The 15656-nt window shown below is 64.6% G+C and carries 15 protein-coding genes; 4 read left to right on the top strand and 11 right to left on the bottom strand.

What is annotated here, in order from left to right; translation table 11 throughout:
* Positions 1–73 precede the first annotated feature (73 nt).
* The 7 genes from IEY49_RS02575 to IEY49_RS02545 all read right to left on the bottom strand — a co-directional run bounded on the left by IEY49_RS02575 (position 74) and on the right by IEY49_RS02545 (position 6881).
* Positions 74–985 carry an ROK family protein gene (locus IEY49_RS02575; RefSeq protein ID WP_189004292.1) on the bottom strand — a complete coding sequence of 304 codons (912 nt, stop codon included), beginning with the start codon at positions 983–985 and terminating at the stop codon, positions 74–76.
* Between the two features lie 10 nt (positions 986–995).
* Positions 996–2564 carry a DUF4127 family protein gene (locus tag IEY49_RS02570; RefSeq protein ID WP_189004290.1) on the bottom strand — a complete coding sequence of 523 codons (1569 nt, stop codon included), beginning with the start codon at positions 2562–2564 and terminating at the stop codon, positions 996–998.
* Between the two features lie 4 nt (positions 2565–2568).
* Positions 2569–3339 carry an alpha/beta hydrolase family protein gene (locus IEY49_RS02565; RefSeq protein WP_189004288.1) on the bottom strand — a complete coding sequence of 257 codons (771 nt, stop codon included), beginning with the start codon at positions 3337–3339 and terminating at the stop codon, positions 2569–2571.
* The gene (locus IEY49_RS02560; protein ID WP_189004286.1) at positions 3336–4724 is read right to left on the bottom strand and encodes an FAD-dependent oxidoreductase; all 1389 of its coding nucleotides are present in this window, start codon (positions 4722–4724) and stop codon (positions 3336–3338) included. Before IEY49_RS02560 ends, IEY49_RS02565 begins: the two co-directional genes overlap by 4 nt.
* Entirely contained in the window at positions 4721–5665 is a 945-nt protein-coding gene (locus IEY49_RS02555) for a carbohydrate ABC transporter permease (protein ID WP_189004284.1), read from the bottom strand. The genes IEY49_RS02560 and IEY49_RS02555 overlap by 4 nt, the downstream gene beginning before the upstream one ends.
* A complete protein-coding gene (locus tag IEY49_RS02550; protein WP_189004282.1) occupies positions 5658–6593 on the bottom strand; it encodes a carbohydrate ABC transporter permease in 936 nt (311 codons plus the stop codon). The genes IEY49_RS02555 and IEY49_RS02550 overlap by 8 nt, the downstream gene beginning before the upstream one ends.
* Before the next feature lie 81 nt (positions 6594–6674).
* Positions 6675–6881 (bottom strand): hypothetical protein, encoded by a 207-nt coding sequence (locus IEY49_RS02545; protein ID WP_229780592.1) that lies wholly within the window; start codon positions 6879–6881, stop codon positions 6675–6677.
* Between the two features lie 261 nt (positions 6882–7142).
* Here IEY49_RS02545 and icd point away from each other — a divergent pair, with 261 nt between their 5' ends.
* Entirely contained in the window at positions 7143–8393 is a 1251-nt protein-coding gene (gene icd / locus IEY49_RS02540; RefSeq protein WP_189004281.1) for an NADP-dependent isocitrate dehydrogenase, read from the top strand.
* Between the two features lie 60 nt (positions 8394–8453).
* Here icd and nadA read toward each other — a convergent pair whose 3' ends face one another.
* From nadA to IEY49_RS02525, 3 genes are read right to left on the bottom strand one after another with little or no spacing between them, the layout of a single operon-like run.
* Complete coding sequence (gene nadA / locus IEY49_RS02535) at positions 8454–9455, bottom strand: quinolinate synthase NadA (protein WP_189004279.1); 1002 nt, start codon at positions 9453–9455, stop codon at positions 8454–8456.
* The gene (nadC, locus tag IEY49_RS02530) at positions 9452–10303 is read right to left on the bottom strand and encodes a carboxylating nicotinate-nucleotide diphosphorylase (protein WP_189004277.1); all 852 of its coding nucleotides are present in this window, start codon (positions 10301–10303) and stop codon (positions 9452–9454) included. Before nadC ends, nadA begins: the two co-directional genes overlap by 4 nt.
* A gap of 31 nt (positions 10304–10334) precedes the next feature.
* On the bottom strand, positions 10335–11876 hold the full coding sequence (locus IEY49_RS02525) for an L-aspartate oxidase (protein ID WP_373291834.1): 1542 nt from the start codon (positions 11874–11876) through the stop codon (positions 10335–10337).
* Between the two features lie 58 nt (positions 11877–11934).
* On the opposite strand from IEY49_RS02525, the gene IEY49_RS21320 reads away from it, so the two are divergent.
* The 3 genes from IEY49_RS21320 to IEY49_RS02510 all read left to right on the top strand — a co-directional run bounded on the left by IEY49_RS21320 (position 11935) and on the right by IEY49_RS02510 (position 14754).
* Entirely contained in the window at positions 11935–12342 is a 408-nt protein-coding gene (locus IEY49_RS21320) for a hypothetical protein (protein WP_229780591.1), read from the top strand.
* On the top strand, positions 12339–13097 hold the full coding sequence (locus IEY49_RS02515; RefSeq protein ID WP_189004274.1) for a class I SAM-dependent methyltransferase: 759 nt from the start codon (positions 12339–12341) through the stop codon (positions 13095–13097). The genes IEY49_RS21320 and IEY49_RS02515 overlap by 4 nt, the downstream gene beginning before the upstream one ends.
* Before the next feature lie 124 nt (positions 13098–13221).
* Positions 13222–14754: a B12-binding domain-containing radical SAM protein gene (locus tag IEY49_RS02510; RefSeq protein WP_189004272.1), complete on the top strand. Its 1533-nt coding sequence runs from the start codon at positions 13222–13224 to the stop codon at positions 14752–14754.
* Between the two features lie 199 nt (positions 14755–14953).
* Here IEY49_RS02510 and IEY49_RS02505 read toward each other — a convergent pair whose 3' ends face one another.
* Entirely contained in the window at positions 14954–15451 is a 498-nt protein-coding gene (locus tag IEY49_RS02505; protein WP_189004270.1) for a ferritin-like domain-containing protein, read from the bottom strand.
* Between the last annotated feature and the right edge of the window lie 205 nt (positions 15452–15656).

Raw genomic sequence — 15656 nt, 5'->3', positions numbered from 1 at the left:
GTAAACACGCTGTCAGACGATCAAAAGTCGCTTCAAAGAGGTGGCGTGGGCAGGGGCTGGCATGATCTTTACCTTACGATTGAAAGGCGCTCTGTCCGGCCCACAGGGCTGCTCCGAGAAGTCCGGCGTCAGGGCCCTGCTGGGCGTGAACCACCTCCGGCCGATAACGGTCCGGAAAATGGCCCAGACAGGCACGGACCCGTTCCAGGTAGCCGGGACGCAGTCCTACGCTGCCGCCCAGTGCTACCTGGGTGACGCCCAGCAGGGCAGCTATGTCTGCGAGCTTCCAGGCCAGCAGAACGGCGGAGTGCCGGTACTCGGACTCTGCACGGCTGTTTCCCGCTTCGGCAGCGTCACACAGGGCCCTGGCACTGGAAAACCCCAGCGCCTGTGCTCGCGCGCCCAGCGCTGTGCCGCTGGTTTCGAATTCCAGCGGGCCGAGATGTCCCAGCGGTGGAACTGCGATGCCGGGTCCCCACTGCGCTGGCACGCTGACAAAGCCGAGCTCGGCGTCCAGGCCGTTGGCTGCGAGATGAAGATGCCCGCCCAGGATCAGCCCGGCCCCCACCCCGGTACTGACCGTCACAAACATGAATTCGGAGCTGCCACGGCCAGCGCCGGCCACATACTCTCCCCAGGCAGCAGCCCGGGCGTCATTGAGAGCGGCACAGGGAAGGCCAGTCTCGTCGCTCAGGGTCGCGGCCAGAGGAATGTCTGTCCAGCCTGGAAAGGTATGGGTGGCAGTGGCGGTCACGCGTCCTCCTGCCACGGCACCGGCGCAGGCCACGCCCAGCGCTTGCGCATGGGAAACCAGTGGACGGGCAAGGTCAAGGGCAGCCGCCATGACCGCGTCCGGCGTGGCGGGTTTGGGCGTGGGAATTTCGCGCCGGTCCTGCACATGGCCGTCCTGAACCAGGGCAGCGCGGATCGAAGTGCCGCCAATATCCAGAGCAAGCAAAGAAGGCTGTGAAGCGCCAGAGGTCATGGCCCTATTGTCACTGGTCCCCTGCGGATGGTGCGGGTTGCTGGTGAGGCTGCTCTACGCGCAGAGGAAAGACCCCGGTGAACAGTCGTGGCCAGGCCAGATGGGCCGGACCCAGATTCAGGCTCAGGCCTGTGCCGGCAAAGTGAGTGTTCCAGAGGGAATGGGCACGGGGAGTGACGATACGCTGCAGGATGGTCTCGGCTTCAGCCCGCTGCTCACCGAGGTCAAAGGGGCTGGGAGATTCCAGTGCGGCGCGGACCTCGGGCCGAGTCCAGGCCTGATACAGCGCGTCGTCGAGCATACGTGTAAAGAGCATTTCTGCCTGTGTGGCGCGGTCCTGCACCAGGGAGGCCAGTGCCCCGAAGGCCACTGCCGAGCCCAGAGTGTTCCCCGCCGTATTCCAGGCGCTGTACCCCGCCAGTTGTGACAGGGGCGCCCGCTGCAGCAGGGTCCACAGCCGGCGTTCGGCACCGTTGGGATAGGCGACGTCGGCCAGACTTACCGGGCGACCTTTGTGCATGTCCGATATCAGCTCATCCACAAACGCCGGAAGGTGCCGGTCTGGCGTGTCCACGGTGGCCGGATCCGGCTGTACGTTGGCCTGCCGCTGACCCGGCGTGTTGACCGCCAGCACGAAGTCTGCCTCGTGGAGGCTGTCGGCCGGAACGCACCCGGCTGCGCGCAGGTGAGCACGCACCAGCTCGCCTGCCGGGCGGTCCTCGTAGATCATTCCGGTGGCGGCCCCCATGGTTCCGCTGTAGCGCACCCAGGCCCGCGCAGGCGGAAGGCCGTGCCGCAGGGCACGGGTCAGCAGTGCACAGGGCACCTCGTCGGCTCCGGGATAGGTGTCGAAGTGCTCCCACAGGTTCAGTTCGTCGGCGCGCGCTTCGAGCATGCGGCGGTCAAAGGCCGCCAGACCGTATTCGCTGGTGTCGTCCAGGGTGATGCACAGATGTTCCAGGACGCCCTGGTGCAGCAGGTCCATGGCCGCCAGATGCAGTGCCCGGTTGCGTTCACGGGTTCCCAGCCAGTCCTCCAGGATATCTGCCGGCACTCCGGCGCGCGCCTGTATCAGGGCCTGACGTTCCGGCTCACCGTGCCGGGCGTGGCGGTCAAAGGCGGTGCTGTAGGCCCGCAGTTCGCGGCCCCAGTCGCCGTAATAAGGCTTTTCCTCGTGCGGATCATTGTCGTGGGCCACCCGGACCACCACACCAAAAGCGTAGATACGGAGCCCAGGGTTCAGCCGTTTGATCACTCGGAGCGTTTCGAGCCGTTCCAGGGCCACGTCCAGCGCGTCCGACACGCGCCGGGCAGGAATCATACCGCCCAGGCACAGCGTTTCCAGGCACACCACCATGGCGTCTGCAGCAGTGGCATGGCGCAGCGTCCACTGGCGCAGGACAGTGGTATCCCCGGGGGTAAAGAAGTCAGGCAGGGCTTCGGCCGGCGGCACGCTGACCCGTGCGCCGGTCATGCGGCCCAGGCCCACCGGCAGGTCCAGGGTGGGAGGCCGGGTGTCGGGTGGCAGCAGCAGGATGCGAGATGAAGCAGCAGGTTGGTCGGCGGGCAGATCCGTCACGGCGTCATTCTGCCAGCAGGAAGCGCACGGTCAGGTCCCTCATGCGCTGGCTCGTGTAGTGGCCGACTCCGGGAAACGTGGCTTCTTGAAAGCGCTCGGGCGCTCCGGCCCCGGCATAGGCCTGCCTTAAGGCGGCGGCGGTCGGCGTGTGGTGAAGGTCCAGCGGAAAGGCCGGGTCGACCTCACCACTGGCCAGCAGCAGTGGGGCCGGCGCACAGGCCACCGCATTGGCAACTGGGCGGTACTGCTCCAGAAAGGCGCGAAGCTCCGGAACCCCCACCTCCGGTTCGTGCCACACCCCGGAGGTAATCAGCGCGGCTGCCTTCTGGACCCGGGGCAACGTCTGGAGAAGGCTCAGCGTGACGTACCCGCCCATACTGCTTCCGGTGACCCAGACCGGCAGCACTCCAAAGAGATCGTCGAGAGTTTCCAGTACCGCCGGCATTTCTGCAACACTGCGCCGCACGCTTTCCCACACGTACTCGCGGGCATTCAGCCCCACTGGCGTCTCGGCCTGCCGCTCGCCGTGCAGGGGCGCGTCCGGAATGACCACGACAATGCCCTGCGCGGCCAGAGTGGAATACACGCCCAGTTTGCCCTCCTTGGCCGCCCAGGCCCCGTGAAACACCAGACAGGAGGCCCGTATCGGCGTCTCTTCCGGCGGTAACTCCAATACACACGGCGCGCCGGCCAGTACGCGGCGTTCGACACGGTATGGCGCGCCATTGACCATGGGCGTGGCGTGCGGGTCGGCCGGGTTGAAGATTCGGGTCATACCAGTCCTCCACGCTGACGCAGTTCGTCCTGTAAGGCGCGTACGTTCACGTCACGTACTTGCCCGTCGTGCCGGCGCGCCGCCCATGCGGCCGCGATACCGGCCGCCTCGCCCATGCTGTGGCAGTTCTGCTGCACGCGGATGCTGGACTGGGCCTCGAAGGTACTGCTCGCGGCGCGCCCCGGCACCAGCAGGTTCTGTACGCCCTGGGGCAGGATGCAGCGGTACGGAATCTCGTGCCAGGCGTCGGGGGCAAAGTACGGGGCTTCGCCGTCACGTTCGTGCAGCAGTTTTGCCCCTCCCTTGACGCTGTGGATGTCCACCGGATAGTGGTTGCGGCAGATCGAGTCCTCGAACTTGGTGCAATCCAGGATGTCCGCCACGCTCAGGGTGTAATCACCCTGAATCCGCCGTGTCTCGCGCACGCCGACCATCGGCGCAACCACACCGACAAAGGCTTCTTCACAGCCCGGAAGGAAAGTGCGGCAGAAAGCCGTCAGGCGCATGATGGCCTGCCTCCCGTCGACCTGAGCCGCACTCAGCTGCCAGGGATCAGCACCATCATGCAGGTCCGGTCGGATGCGCGGGCAGTTGAAGGACAGTTCACGGGGACGTCCCGGCACGCTGAAGGCCTGGAAGTAGTCGCCGTCACGCTCCAGCAGCACGCCCTGCTCTACGGCCCGGCGGAACAGAGGTTCCAGGCTGGATCTGCGGTCCCACACCATCCAGAAGTGCAGGAAATCGGCTGACGCCTGGTGCTGTCCACTGGCGTTCAGAAAGTCACACAGCCGTACCGTGTCCACGCCGGCCAGCGTGAAGCGGAGGCTCATGGCCTGATGCAGGCCGTGCTCGTCACCGCCGTGGCAGGGGACGCCGGCACCGGCTGCCACATCCGCGTCCCCCGTGGCGTCAATAAATACCCTGGCCCGCAGAGCCTGCAATCCGCCTTTGTTGTGCACCACCAGGGCAGTGATCTGATCCGCTTGCAGCAGCGGCGCCACCACCTGGGTATGAAACAGAATTTCTCCGCTCGCCTCATGCAGCAGATCGTCAAGCACGAATTTCAGGCCCTCAGGATTGAACCAGTTGTCGTTGCCGCCCGGGTCGATGGCCCCGTCACTCCGCTCACGCATCCGGGCCTTGATCTCCTCGGTCAGGCCCCGGTTCAGGTTCTCTCCGCCGGAGACATTGCGCATCAGCGGCGTGACCCAGGCATTGGTTCCGGTGCCGCCCAGGCTGCCCTGCGCCTCGATCACCAGGACGCGCGCACCGGTGCGGGCCGCAGCGATGCCGGCCACTGCCCCTGCCGTGCCGCCCCCGGCCACGATCACGTCCCATTCGCATTCCAGCGTGCGGTAGGGGAGCGTGTGGGATGCCGGACTCACCCCTTGACCGCGCCTTCCAGGCCCTTCATGAAGTACTTCTGGCCCAGCATGAACACGATCAGGATCGGGATGATGGTGATCACCGCGCCGGCCATGACCGCGCGGCTGTTGGTGGAAAAGGTGCCGGACAGTTCCAGCAGTCCGGCAGACAGCGGCATCATGTCCTTGTCGGGCAGCATGATGCGCGCCCAGAGAAAGCTGTTCCAGTACGCCACGAATTCCAGAATCGAGAACGCCACGATGGTCGGCAGAGCAAGTGGCAGCAGCACCCGCCTCCAGATGGTCAGTTCAGGCGCCCCGTCGATACGAGCAGCCTCGATCAGTTCCTGCGGCACGCTCAGGTAGGCCTGACGCAGCAGGAACAGCCCCACGATGCTGGCCAGTCCCGGCAGCACCACCGCCATGTACTGGCGGATGGCGTCCACCACCGGGTTGGTCTGCTGGAGCAGCCCCAGTTTGATGGTCGTGATGTAGTTGACGATCAGCCCGGACTCGTTGGGCAGGACCATCAGCACCAGGATCGCGTAGAAAATCAGGTCCCGGCCCGGGAAGTGCATCTTGGACAGCGGATAGGCGGCCAGCGCGGCCAGGGTGACCGTCAGTGTGACACCCAGCGTGCAGATCACCAGACTGTTGACGATCAGGCGCCAGAACGGCACGGTCGTGCCCGAGAAGATTTCCGCGTAGTTGCGCAGACTGAAGCCCTTGGGCAGCAGTTTGGCCTCGTAGATGTTGCCAGTCGGTTCAAACGACGTGATCAGGGTCCAGTAGAACGGGTAGAGCATGATCAGCGCGATCACGATCAGAATGCTGTAGGCCACGGCGTTGGTGATGCGGTTGTGGCGTTTCCGGCGCGCCTTGAGCTCTGCGGCGACCCGGGCGTGCTCCAGCACGGCGCTATCGTGGGGGTTGGACACTTGGGCAACGGTCATCTCAGGCATCGGTCTTGCCTCCACGGGTGAGCTTGAAGTTGAGCAGGCCGAAGAAAATGCTGATCACGGCGATAATCAGTCCGGCGGCGGCGGCCAGCCCGTACTGGAAGTCCACGAAGGCCCGCGAATAGGTGAAAAACAGCGCGGAATAGGTGCTGCCGGCTGGGCCACCCTGGGTCATCACGTAGATTTCCTCGAACACCTTGATGGCGCTGATGGTCGACAACAGGCTACACACCAGGATGGTGGGCCGCAGCCCTGGCAGGGTGATGTTCCAGAACACCTGCATGCGGGTGGCGCCGTCAATCACGGCGGCTTCTTCCAGTTCCGGCGCAATGCTCTGCAGACCGGCCAGGTACAGCACCATGTAGTAGCCCACCCCCTTCCACAGCGTCACGAACATCACGGCCGTCAGGGCAGTCGCCGGGTTGTTCAGCAGGCTGCGGTCCTCATTCATCAGGCCCAGGGTGGTCAGGACCGCGTTGACCGGACCACCCTGCTGGTACATCCAGGTCCAGATCAGACCGACCACCGCAAAGCTGGTGACCACCGGTACGTAGTAGGCCGTACGGAAAAATCCGATGCCCTTCAGGGGGCGGTTGACCAGCAGCGCCAGCAGGATGCTCAGGATCTGAATCACCGGTACCACCAGGATGTACTTCAGGCTGTTGCGCAGCCCCGACCAGAACTGCTCGTCTTTCCAGAGCGTCTGGAAATTCTCCAGACCGACCCACTCGGGCGGACTGATGATGTTGTACTTCGTGAACGCCAGGTACGTTCCGAAGAACACTGGCCAGGTGTGGTAAAGCAGCAACAGGGCAAGAAACGGCAGCATGAACGCGTAGGCGATCAGGGTTGTCCGGACGGTGACCTTCGCACCGGTTCCACCCTGACGCTGCTGTGCACGGCGTGAGACACGCCGGGGAGTTGTGGTCATGCGCGCAAGTTTACGCAATCTTGAGGTTCGTGCCATGAAAAAACCTCCCACCTGGGGAGGTTCACCCGAGGGGGGCGAGGCTCAGTGACCGTCCCCGTCTCTGGCCCCGCGTTTGCCTTTTTGAAAGTGGGCGTCAGCTTGACGGTTGTGCAATTCGGCCTTACCGCGGTCCTGAAGGGCCTCAGCCTCGTGGTGCGTGTCTCCGGTCACGGCGTGCGCGATATGGTGACCGGCCTCGCGGGTCCGGTCGGCGGCTTCGTTCACCTTGGCTTTGGCCGCGTCGAGCATGTTTTCCGCGCTTGATTTATCGGACTTCGTGGACCTCCTGCTGACTGAATTGTCCGGATGGACATTTTTACCTTCACTCTTACCCAGGGTGCGGCAGATAAAGGGGCCATTCAGGGCGACCGCACCTTCCAGACCACAGGTTCAGGCTTGTTCATACAGCGGGTGAGGACCACACCTGAAATTTTGGACTGCGTGTACACCATTCGGGTAACACCTACACAAAGCCACCTGGACTTCCCCTGGGGGTAAAGTGGGCACGTCATGGATAAGCACATCAAGGTGCCCGCGCAGGGCCAGAAGATCACGATGCAGAACGGCAAGCTGTCCGTTCCCAACCGCCCCATCATTCCCTTCGTGGAAGGCGACGGCACCGGCCCGGACATCTGGCGCGCCTCGGTGCGGGTGTTCGACGCGGCTGTGCAGAAGGCCTATGGCGACGAGCGCAAGATCGAGTGGATGGAGGTCTACGCCGGCGAGAAGAGCCTAGAGGTCTACGGCGAGAACGAGTGGCTGCCCCAGAGCACCGTCAACGCCTTCAACGAGTACCTGTTCGGAATCAAGGGCCCACTGACCACCCCGGTCGGCACCGGCATCCGCAGCATCAACGTCGCCCTTCGTCAGGAACTGGACCTGTACGCCTGCGTACGCCCCGTGCAGTACTTCGACGGCGTACCCAGCCCGGTCAAGCGTCCCCAGGACGTCGACATGGTGATCTTCCGTGAAAACACCGAGGACATCTACGCCGGCATCGAGTACCGCGCCGGCACCGACGAGGCCGACAAGGTCCTCGGCTTCCTGACCCGCGAGATGAAGGTCACCAAGATCCGCTTCCCGGAGACCAGCTCCTTCGGCATCAAGCCGGTTTCCCGCGAAGGCACCGAGCGTCTGGTGCGCGCCGCGATTCAGTTCGCCATCGACAACGGCCGCAAGAGCGTCTCGCTGGTTCACAAGGGCAACATCATGAAGTTCACCGAAGGTGGCTTCCGCGACTGGGGCTATGAGCTCGCCAAGCGTGAATTCGGCGGTGTGGAACTCGACGGCGGCCCCTGGCTGCAGCTGCCGAACGGCATCGTGATCAAGGATGTGATCGCCGACAACTTCCTGCAGCAGATCCTGCTGCGCCCTACCGACTACGACGTGATCGCTACCCTGAACCTCAACGGCGACTACATCAGCGACGCTCTGGCCGCGCAGGTCGGCGGGATCGGCATTGCTCCTGGCGCCAACATCAACTACGTGACCGGCCACGCCATCTTCGAGGCCACCCATGGCACCGCACCCAAGTACGCCGGCAAGGACGTCATCAACCCCAGCTCGGTGATCCTGAGCGGCGAGATGATGCTGCGCTACATGGGCTGGACCGAGGCCGCCGACCTGATTCTCAAGGGCCTGGACCAGACCATTCAGCAGCGGACTGTGACCTACGACTTCGCGCGTTCCATGGAAGGCGCGCAGGAAGTCAAAACCAGCGCGTTTGCCGACCGCATCATCGAGAACATCAACCAGATGTAATCCGGCAGGTCAAAGGGCGGAAGGCATCGACCTTCCGCCCTTTCCTGTTGCCTCTTGTCCTCAGCCGACGGCCAGCATGCGCTCGATGGGCACCAGCGCCCGGGCACGGATGTCTTTGGGAACTGTCACGCGCGGCTGCAGGTTCTGCAGGCTGTCCAGGATGTTGGTCAGCGTGATCATCTTCATGTACTCGCAGCAGGCCGTGCGGCTGACCGGGATAAAGGTCTTGCCGGGCACGTCGTTCTGCAACCGCGTCACCATGCCGGTCTCGGTCACCACGATGAATTCCTGCGCATCGCTGGCCTGGGCCCGGTGAATCATGCCCTCGGTGGAATACAGCTGCAATTCAGGAATGGCCGACAGGATACGGCTGGAGCAGCCGCACTCGGGGTGGATCAGCAACTCGGCATCCGGATAGGCCGCCTGCTGACCCTGTACGTCTTCCGGGCGAATGGCTTCGTGCACATGACAGGCGCCGTCCCAGACGTCCATTTCCCGCCCTGTCTCGCGGATGACATGGGCCGCCAGAAAGCGGTCCGGTGCAAACAGGACCGGTACGTCCTGGGGCAGGCTCTGCACGATCTGCACAGCGTTGCCGCTGGTGCAGCAGTAGTCCGACTCGGCCTTGACATCCGCCGTGGTGTTCACATAGGTCACGACCAGCCCGCCGGGGTTGAGGGCCTTCCAGTCGCGGATGCCCTGCGCCGTGACCGTGTCGGCCAGCGAGCAGCCGGCGCGGAGGTCCGGCAGCAGCACGGTTTTTTGCGGGTTAAGAATCGCCGCCGTTTCGGCCATGAAGTGCACGCCGGCAAACACGATGACTTCAGCGTCTGTCCGGGCGGCCTGCCGCGACAGGCCCAGCGAGTCACCGACAAAGTCCGCGATGCCCTGGACCTCGGGCCGCTGGTAGTTGTGCGCCAGGATCACGGCATTCCGCTCCCGGCGCAGCCGCCCGATATCCGCGCGTATCTGGGCCTCGTCCGGCAGCACCTCCAGTTGCAGCAGGTCCCGGTGCGGCGTCTGGGGGCGGGGAATCACGGGAGTCACAGGTTGGTCGGTCATGCTGGGGCCTCGGTGGGCGAGGGAAGAAAATTCAGGCTGATATCCAGGGCCGGGGCGGAATGCGTCAGGGCCCCGGCGCTGACGTAGTCCACGCCACTGGCCGCCACCATCGGCAGGCGTTCCAGGGTCATGTTGCCGCTGGCTTCCAGGGAGACGTGGGGGGCAAGTTCATTTCGCACGGTGACCGCTTCGGCGAGCAGGTCGTCGTTCATGTTGTCCAGCAGCACCCGGTCGGCCCCGGCCCGCAGGGCTTCGCGCAGACCGTTCAGATCACCGACCTCGCATTCGACCTTGAGCAGGTACGCGTGTCCGCGCGCGCGGTGGATCGCTTCGGTTACGCCGCCGGCCGCGGCCACGTGGTTGTCCTTGATCAGGATGCCGTCGTCCAGGCCGGCGCGGTGGTTCACTCCGCCGCCATACCGCACGGCCTGCTTTTCCAGGTCGCGCCACAGCGGTGTGGTCTTGCGGGTGTCGAGCAGTTGCGTACGGCCCGGGCCCAGGGCGTCCACGTGACGCCGGGTCTGCGTGGCCACGCCGCTCAGCCGTTGCAGCAGGTTCAGGGCGAGGCGTTCGGCACTCAGCAGACTGCGCGCCGGACCCTCCACGGTGCCTATCGGTCCCCGCTCCCGTTGCTCGCCGTCTGCGGCACTCCAGTGGACGCTCAGTTCCGGGTCCACCAGGGAGAACACCCGGCCTGCAACCTCCAGGCCACTGAGCACCCCGCTTTCCTTGAGCAGGATCTCGGCACGGGCCATCTGCGACGCGGGAATCGTGGCCAGAGTGGTGGCGTCGCCACGCCCGATATCCTCCGCCAGGGCGGCGCGCAGCCGGTCTTCCAGGCTCAGCACGCCAGCCCCCCGGATTGTTTCGTGAGAGAAATCACGCGCTGAACCTTAGCATGCTCTGCCGTACCGGCACTGCCGTAAGTGTGGATGCCTGGCCTTCCAGTGTCTGAACTGTATGAACAGCCTGCGGCGCTTCACCGGGAAAATCCTGCCGGGCATGGCCTCCGCGTGACTCCTCACGAGACAGGGCCGCGCGCAGCAGCAGCCCGGCCAGCAGGTCAAGGTTTGCGGCCTCCAGCGTTGCCCGGGTATCGCCCGGAGTGCCGGGCATCGCTGGAACTTCCAGGGCGTCATGTAACCTGCCCCCGCTGCGGAGCAGGCCGGCTGCGCCTATCACCCGCGAGCGCAGGGCGGGTAATCCGGCCGGATTTGCTCCGGGAGCCGGAACCGCCTCGCCGTCATGCAGTGGCAGGCTTCCCACCGCCAGCGCTTCGCGCGCCGCCCGCGCCCCGAACACCAGCCCCTCCGAGAGGCTGTTGCTGGCCAGCCGGTTGGCGCCGTGCAGGCCGGAAGACGCCACCTCGCCCGCGGCGTACAGGCCGGGCAGGCTCGTGCGGCCGTGGGTGTCGGTCTGCACGCCGCCCATGGTGTAGTGCGCGGCCGGCTGTACCGGAATCAGGTCACGGCCCAGGTTTAATCCCAGGCCGGCGAGTGTTTGGCTGACGGTAGGAAAACGTGCATGCACGAAAGCCTTGCCCAGATGGCGCAGATCCAGGTCCACCCGCCCGGTCCGTGAAATTTCGGCGGCGATGGCCCGGGCCACCGTGTCGCGCGGGGCAAGTTCCAGCTGCGGGTCATAGCGGGCCATGAAGCGCTCGCCGCCGGCATTGCGGAGCACGCCTCCCTCTCCGCGCGCGGCTTCGGTGACCAGATGTGCGGCGCCTCCCGTCACCACGGCGGTGGGATGAAACTGCACGAATTCCAGGTCACGCAGCGCCGCCCCAGCGCGGTAGGCCAGGGCCAGGCCGTCTCCGGTACCTTCGGGGGGGGCCGTGGTTACCGGGAACAGCTGGCCGAATCCTCCGGTGGCCAGCAGCACAGCGCCCGCACGCACCCGCACCAGCCCCTGATGAGTGAGCAGGTCGGCGCCTACGACCTGCTCGCCGTGCAGCCGCAGGTTCCGGGCGAAGGTGTTTTCCAGCAGGCGCAGCCCGGGCCCCCGGGCCGCTTCCAGGGCGCGGGCCAGGGCCACGCTGATGGCGTACCCGGTGGCGTCGCCGGTGTGGCGGATACGTGGCCGGCTGTGCCCGCCTTCCAGGGTGTGGGCAGGGGAGAAGGCCACGCCCAGGTCGCGCAGGGTCTCGACGTGGGCGCGGGCCTCGGCCACAAAGCGGGCTACCGTCTCGGGTTCGCACAGGCCACGCCCGGCGCGCAGGGTGTCCTGGGCATGGGCCGCCTCGTCGCCGGGCCCGGCGGGCGCCGCGATACCGCCCTGGGCCCAGCGCGTCGAGCCAGCGGTCAGGGAGGTCTTGCAGGCCAGCAGCACGTCTGCGCCGTAGGTCCGGGCCGTCAGCGCGGCATAGGTACCGGCTACGCCGCCGCCGATCACCAGGAGTTCCGTGTCTAGAACCTTCACGCCCTGCAGGCTACGGCAAGCTCCCGGCCGTGTCCGGGCAGACTGGTAGACTGCGTCCATGACGCGCGTCCTGATTGCCCTGGCGGGCGTGATGCTGCTGGCGATCACGGCCCTGGCCGCCGTGTGGCTGGCCGGGCAGCTGCTGGCCGGGCTGGGCGCCTTTGTGGTCGGTGCCTCCACGGTGCTGTGGAAGTTGCTGTGGTTCCTGGTCATGGCTACGGTGCTGGGTGGACTGGTGTTTTTTGTGACCAGCGCCTGGCGACCCGGCAGCGCCCCCGCGCCGGCCGCGCGTCCTTTCGGAACGGCGGAGGTCCGCGATCTGGAGCTGGGCCGGCCGGTGTCCCCGCAGCCTCCGGACCCGACCCTGGTGCAGAGGCTGGTAATTTCTGCCGAGGCTGGATCCGACAAAGATGGCCAATCCGGTTCCCAGGCTCCCTGGGATCCGCCCCCGCGGAGTGACGCTTGAGCAACCCGGACCGCTTTCTTGGCCGTGCAGATGTGTACGCCGCCGCGCGACCGGGGTACCCACAGGCGCTCTCAGAGTGGCTGGTCTCGCAGAGACTCCTGGACGGACACGTGGCTGACGTGGGTGCGGGCACCGGTCTGTTTACCCGCCTGCTCCTGACGCATGGCGGACGGGTGGCCGCGGTTGAACCCAACCCCGAGATGCGCTCGCAGCTGGCCACCTCTCTGGAAGCGTCGGTACAGACCGGACAGCTCACCGTACTGGCCGGTACCTCCGAGGACACCGGGATTCCAGAAGCTTCGGTGGCCCTGGTGACGGCGGCACAGGCCGCCCACTGGTTTGAACCGGAGGCCACCCTGCGCGAGTTCCGGCGGATTCTGTGCCCAGGTGGCCGCGTGCTGTTCGTCTGGAACGACTGGCGTGGGGTAGAGACGCCTTTTAACCGTGCGTATGGAGCTGTGGTGGCCCGCTATCAGGACGCCAGGACGCCGCAGCTGGCCACCCGTGTGCCGGAAGCCGAGCTGCCCCGTTTCATGCCAGGAGGAGTGGAGCGCCGCGTTTTCGACAACCCGGTTATCCTTTCCCGTGAACGGCTGCGCGCTCTGGCTGGCAGCGTGAGCTACCTGCCGGCCCCCGGCGACGCCCGCTCTGGGCCGATGTTCAAGGAACTGGATCAGGCGTTCGATGCCCATGCGCAGGGCGGTCAGGTCACGCTGGCCTACCGCACGCACGCATTCCTGGGCCAGCTGGACTGACAATCACGACATGCGGCGTGAGCCACGCTTCAGTTGAGGCAACAAAAAACGGTACAATAATTGGCTGTGACGCGCCAGACCTCCTGAACCACTCCTGGGGTCTTCCGCGCACTCCGGAGGACTTTTGTCGTACTGGCGCAATGAACTCAAACCGATGCTCGACGCAGAAACAGGCACGCTGTTCAAGCAGGCTCCCATTCGCGTCACGCTCGCGTTTCCCAACCGCTACAGCGTAGGTATGGCCTCGCTGGGCTATCAGGTCATCTACCGCATGTTTAACCAGGAAGAGGGGATCGCCTGCGAGCGCGCCTTCCTGCCTGACGATGTCGAGGCTTTCGAACGCACCGGGCAGGTGCTGCCCACCGTGGAATCCGGCCGTGACGCCGGCGACTGTGAACTGTTTGCGCTCAGCGTCAGCTTTGAGCTGGATCTGACCAACATTATCCGCACGCTGGACGTGGCCGGAATGCGGCCGCTGCGTGAGGAGCGCGACGACAGCGATCCGGTCGTCATGATCGGCGGGCCGTTCACCAGTTCCAACCCCTACCCCCTGACTCCCTTTGCCGATGTGATCATCATTGGTGACGGAGAACAGATTGTCCCTGTCGTCAGTGAGGCGCTGCGCGAGTCCCAGACCCGCGAAGATTTCTATGACCTCATAGATGGCATGCCCGGTGTCTTTTTGCCTTCCCGGCATACCCACGAGCCCAAGTGGGCCACCGCTCCCAAGGAACTCCTGCCGGCCTACAGCCAGATCGTGACCCCTCACAGCGAGCTGAGCAATATGTTTCTGGTCGAAGCCCAGCGTGGTTGCCCCCGACCTTGCACCTTCTGTCTTGCCCGGACCATGTATGGCCCAAACCGCAACAACCAGGCGCAGGAACTGCTGGATGTCATTCCGGACTGGGTGGAAAAAGTCGGACTGGTCGGCGCGGCCCTCAGTGACTTTCCGCACACCAAGTTCGTGGGCCGTACGCTGACCGACCGTGGCGTCAAGCTGGGCGTGAGCTCCATCCGTGCCGATACCGTGGACACGGAACTGGCCGAGATTCTCAAGGCCGGGGGGCTTCGGACCTTCACCGTGGCCAGCGACGCTCCCAGCGAGCGCCTGCGCCGCTGGCTGAAAAAAGGCATCACCACCGAGGACCTGCTGAAGACAGCGCAGATCAGCCGAGACCTGGGTTTCAGTGGTCTGAAGGTCTACATGATGATCGGCCTGGGCCCGGAAAACGACGACGACATCACCGAGCTGATTTCCTTTACCAAGGAACTGGCGGGGATCAACCGCATTGCCCTGGGGATCAGCCCCTTTGTCCCCAAGCGCCACACCCCGCACTTTGCCGATCCGTTCGCCGGCGTGCAGACTATCGAGAAGCGTCTCAAGCGCATTCAGAAGGAACTGCGCACGACGGCTGAACTGCGCAACGTGTCTGCCAAGTGGGCCTGGGTCGAAAGCGTGATCGCGCGCGGCGGTCCTGAGGTTGGAATGGCCGCTTACCAGATCTACCGCAGCGAGAGCATCGGCGCCTGGAAAAAAGCCCTTGAGGAAGTCGGCTGGAGCGACGAATTCGAGAGCAATACCCCGGCAATCGGTCTGCCGCCCGGTCAGTACGAGAGCAGGGATGTCAGCGCCCATGCACAGGGACTCGCGGTCTAAACGGTTGTAACTCAGAAAGGCCCAGGCTTTGGCTGCCCAGGCCTTTTTCTTGTCGTTTCCAGGCGGTTGTGCAGGCTGGAGCCGGAAAGGAGATACTTCGCTAATTAAACGAAGACTCAGGAATAAACCTCAGACGCTGTCGACAGAACATCGACGAGGGGAAGCTCAGATTGCTTCCCCTCGTCGACATGTGTTCGTCTCAGGCGTTCATCGCTTCCACGTTGATCCGCTGAGCGATCATGGTCAGCTGCTCGTCGGTCATCTTCTCTTCGTTCAGAGTCTGTTCCAGCATCTGCACGGCTTCGTCGTCACCGAGTAGCTGGGCGTATGTGCGCGCTGTTCCGTAGCCGGCGATCTCGTAGTGCTCCATGGCCTGCTGGCAGGCAATCAGGCCGGCTTCGAGCACTTCAGGGGAGGCGGGCTGCTGCATCAGTTTCTGCACTTCCTGCACCAGACCCTGCATGGCCAGGTTGGTCTCGCCGCCGGGCTGCGCGCCCATTTTCTGGAACAGCTGTTCCAGGCGCTGAATCTGCTGCTGGGTCTGCTCGATATGCATCGTCAGGCCCTCTTTGAGCTCTGGGGTCTGTACCATGTCACAGCCCTGCTGCATGGCCTGGAGGCCCTGCTGCTCGGCGCTGTAGATCTCCTGAAGCTTGAGGACGTAAAGGTCGGTCAGGTCTTGCATCTGCATCTGCATATTCCATTCACCTCTACCGGGCATTGTCTATGTGAATCACTCTGTGCCGCCTGTCACATAGATCAAGAAAATGAAGGTCTGCCTTTAGGGCGGACTTCATGAGCTGATCTGAGTCTGACCAGAGGCCTCCCATTCTCACCAGAAGCGCATTCGATGTATCTCCAGCGAAATCCACCAAAAGTCGCGTTAAGTAGGGAAGAGCCTC

It is taken from the genome of Deinococcus malanensis (assembly GCF_014647655.1).
Taxonomy (GTDB): Bacteria; Deinococcota; Deinococci; order Deinococcales; family Deinococcaceae; genus Deinococcus; species Deinococcus malanensis.
This window is presented reverse-complemented; position numbering and strand designations above follow the sequence as displayed.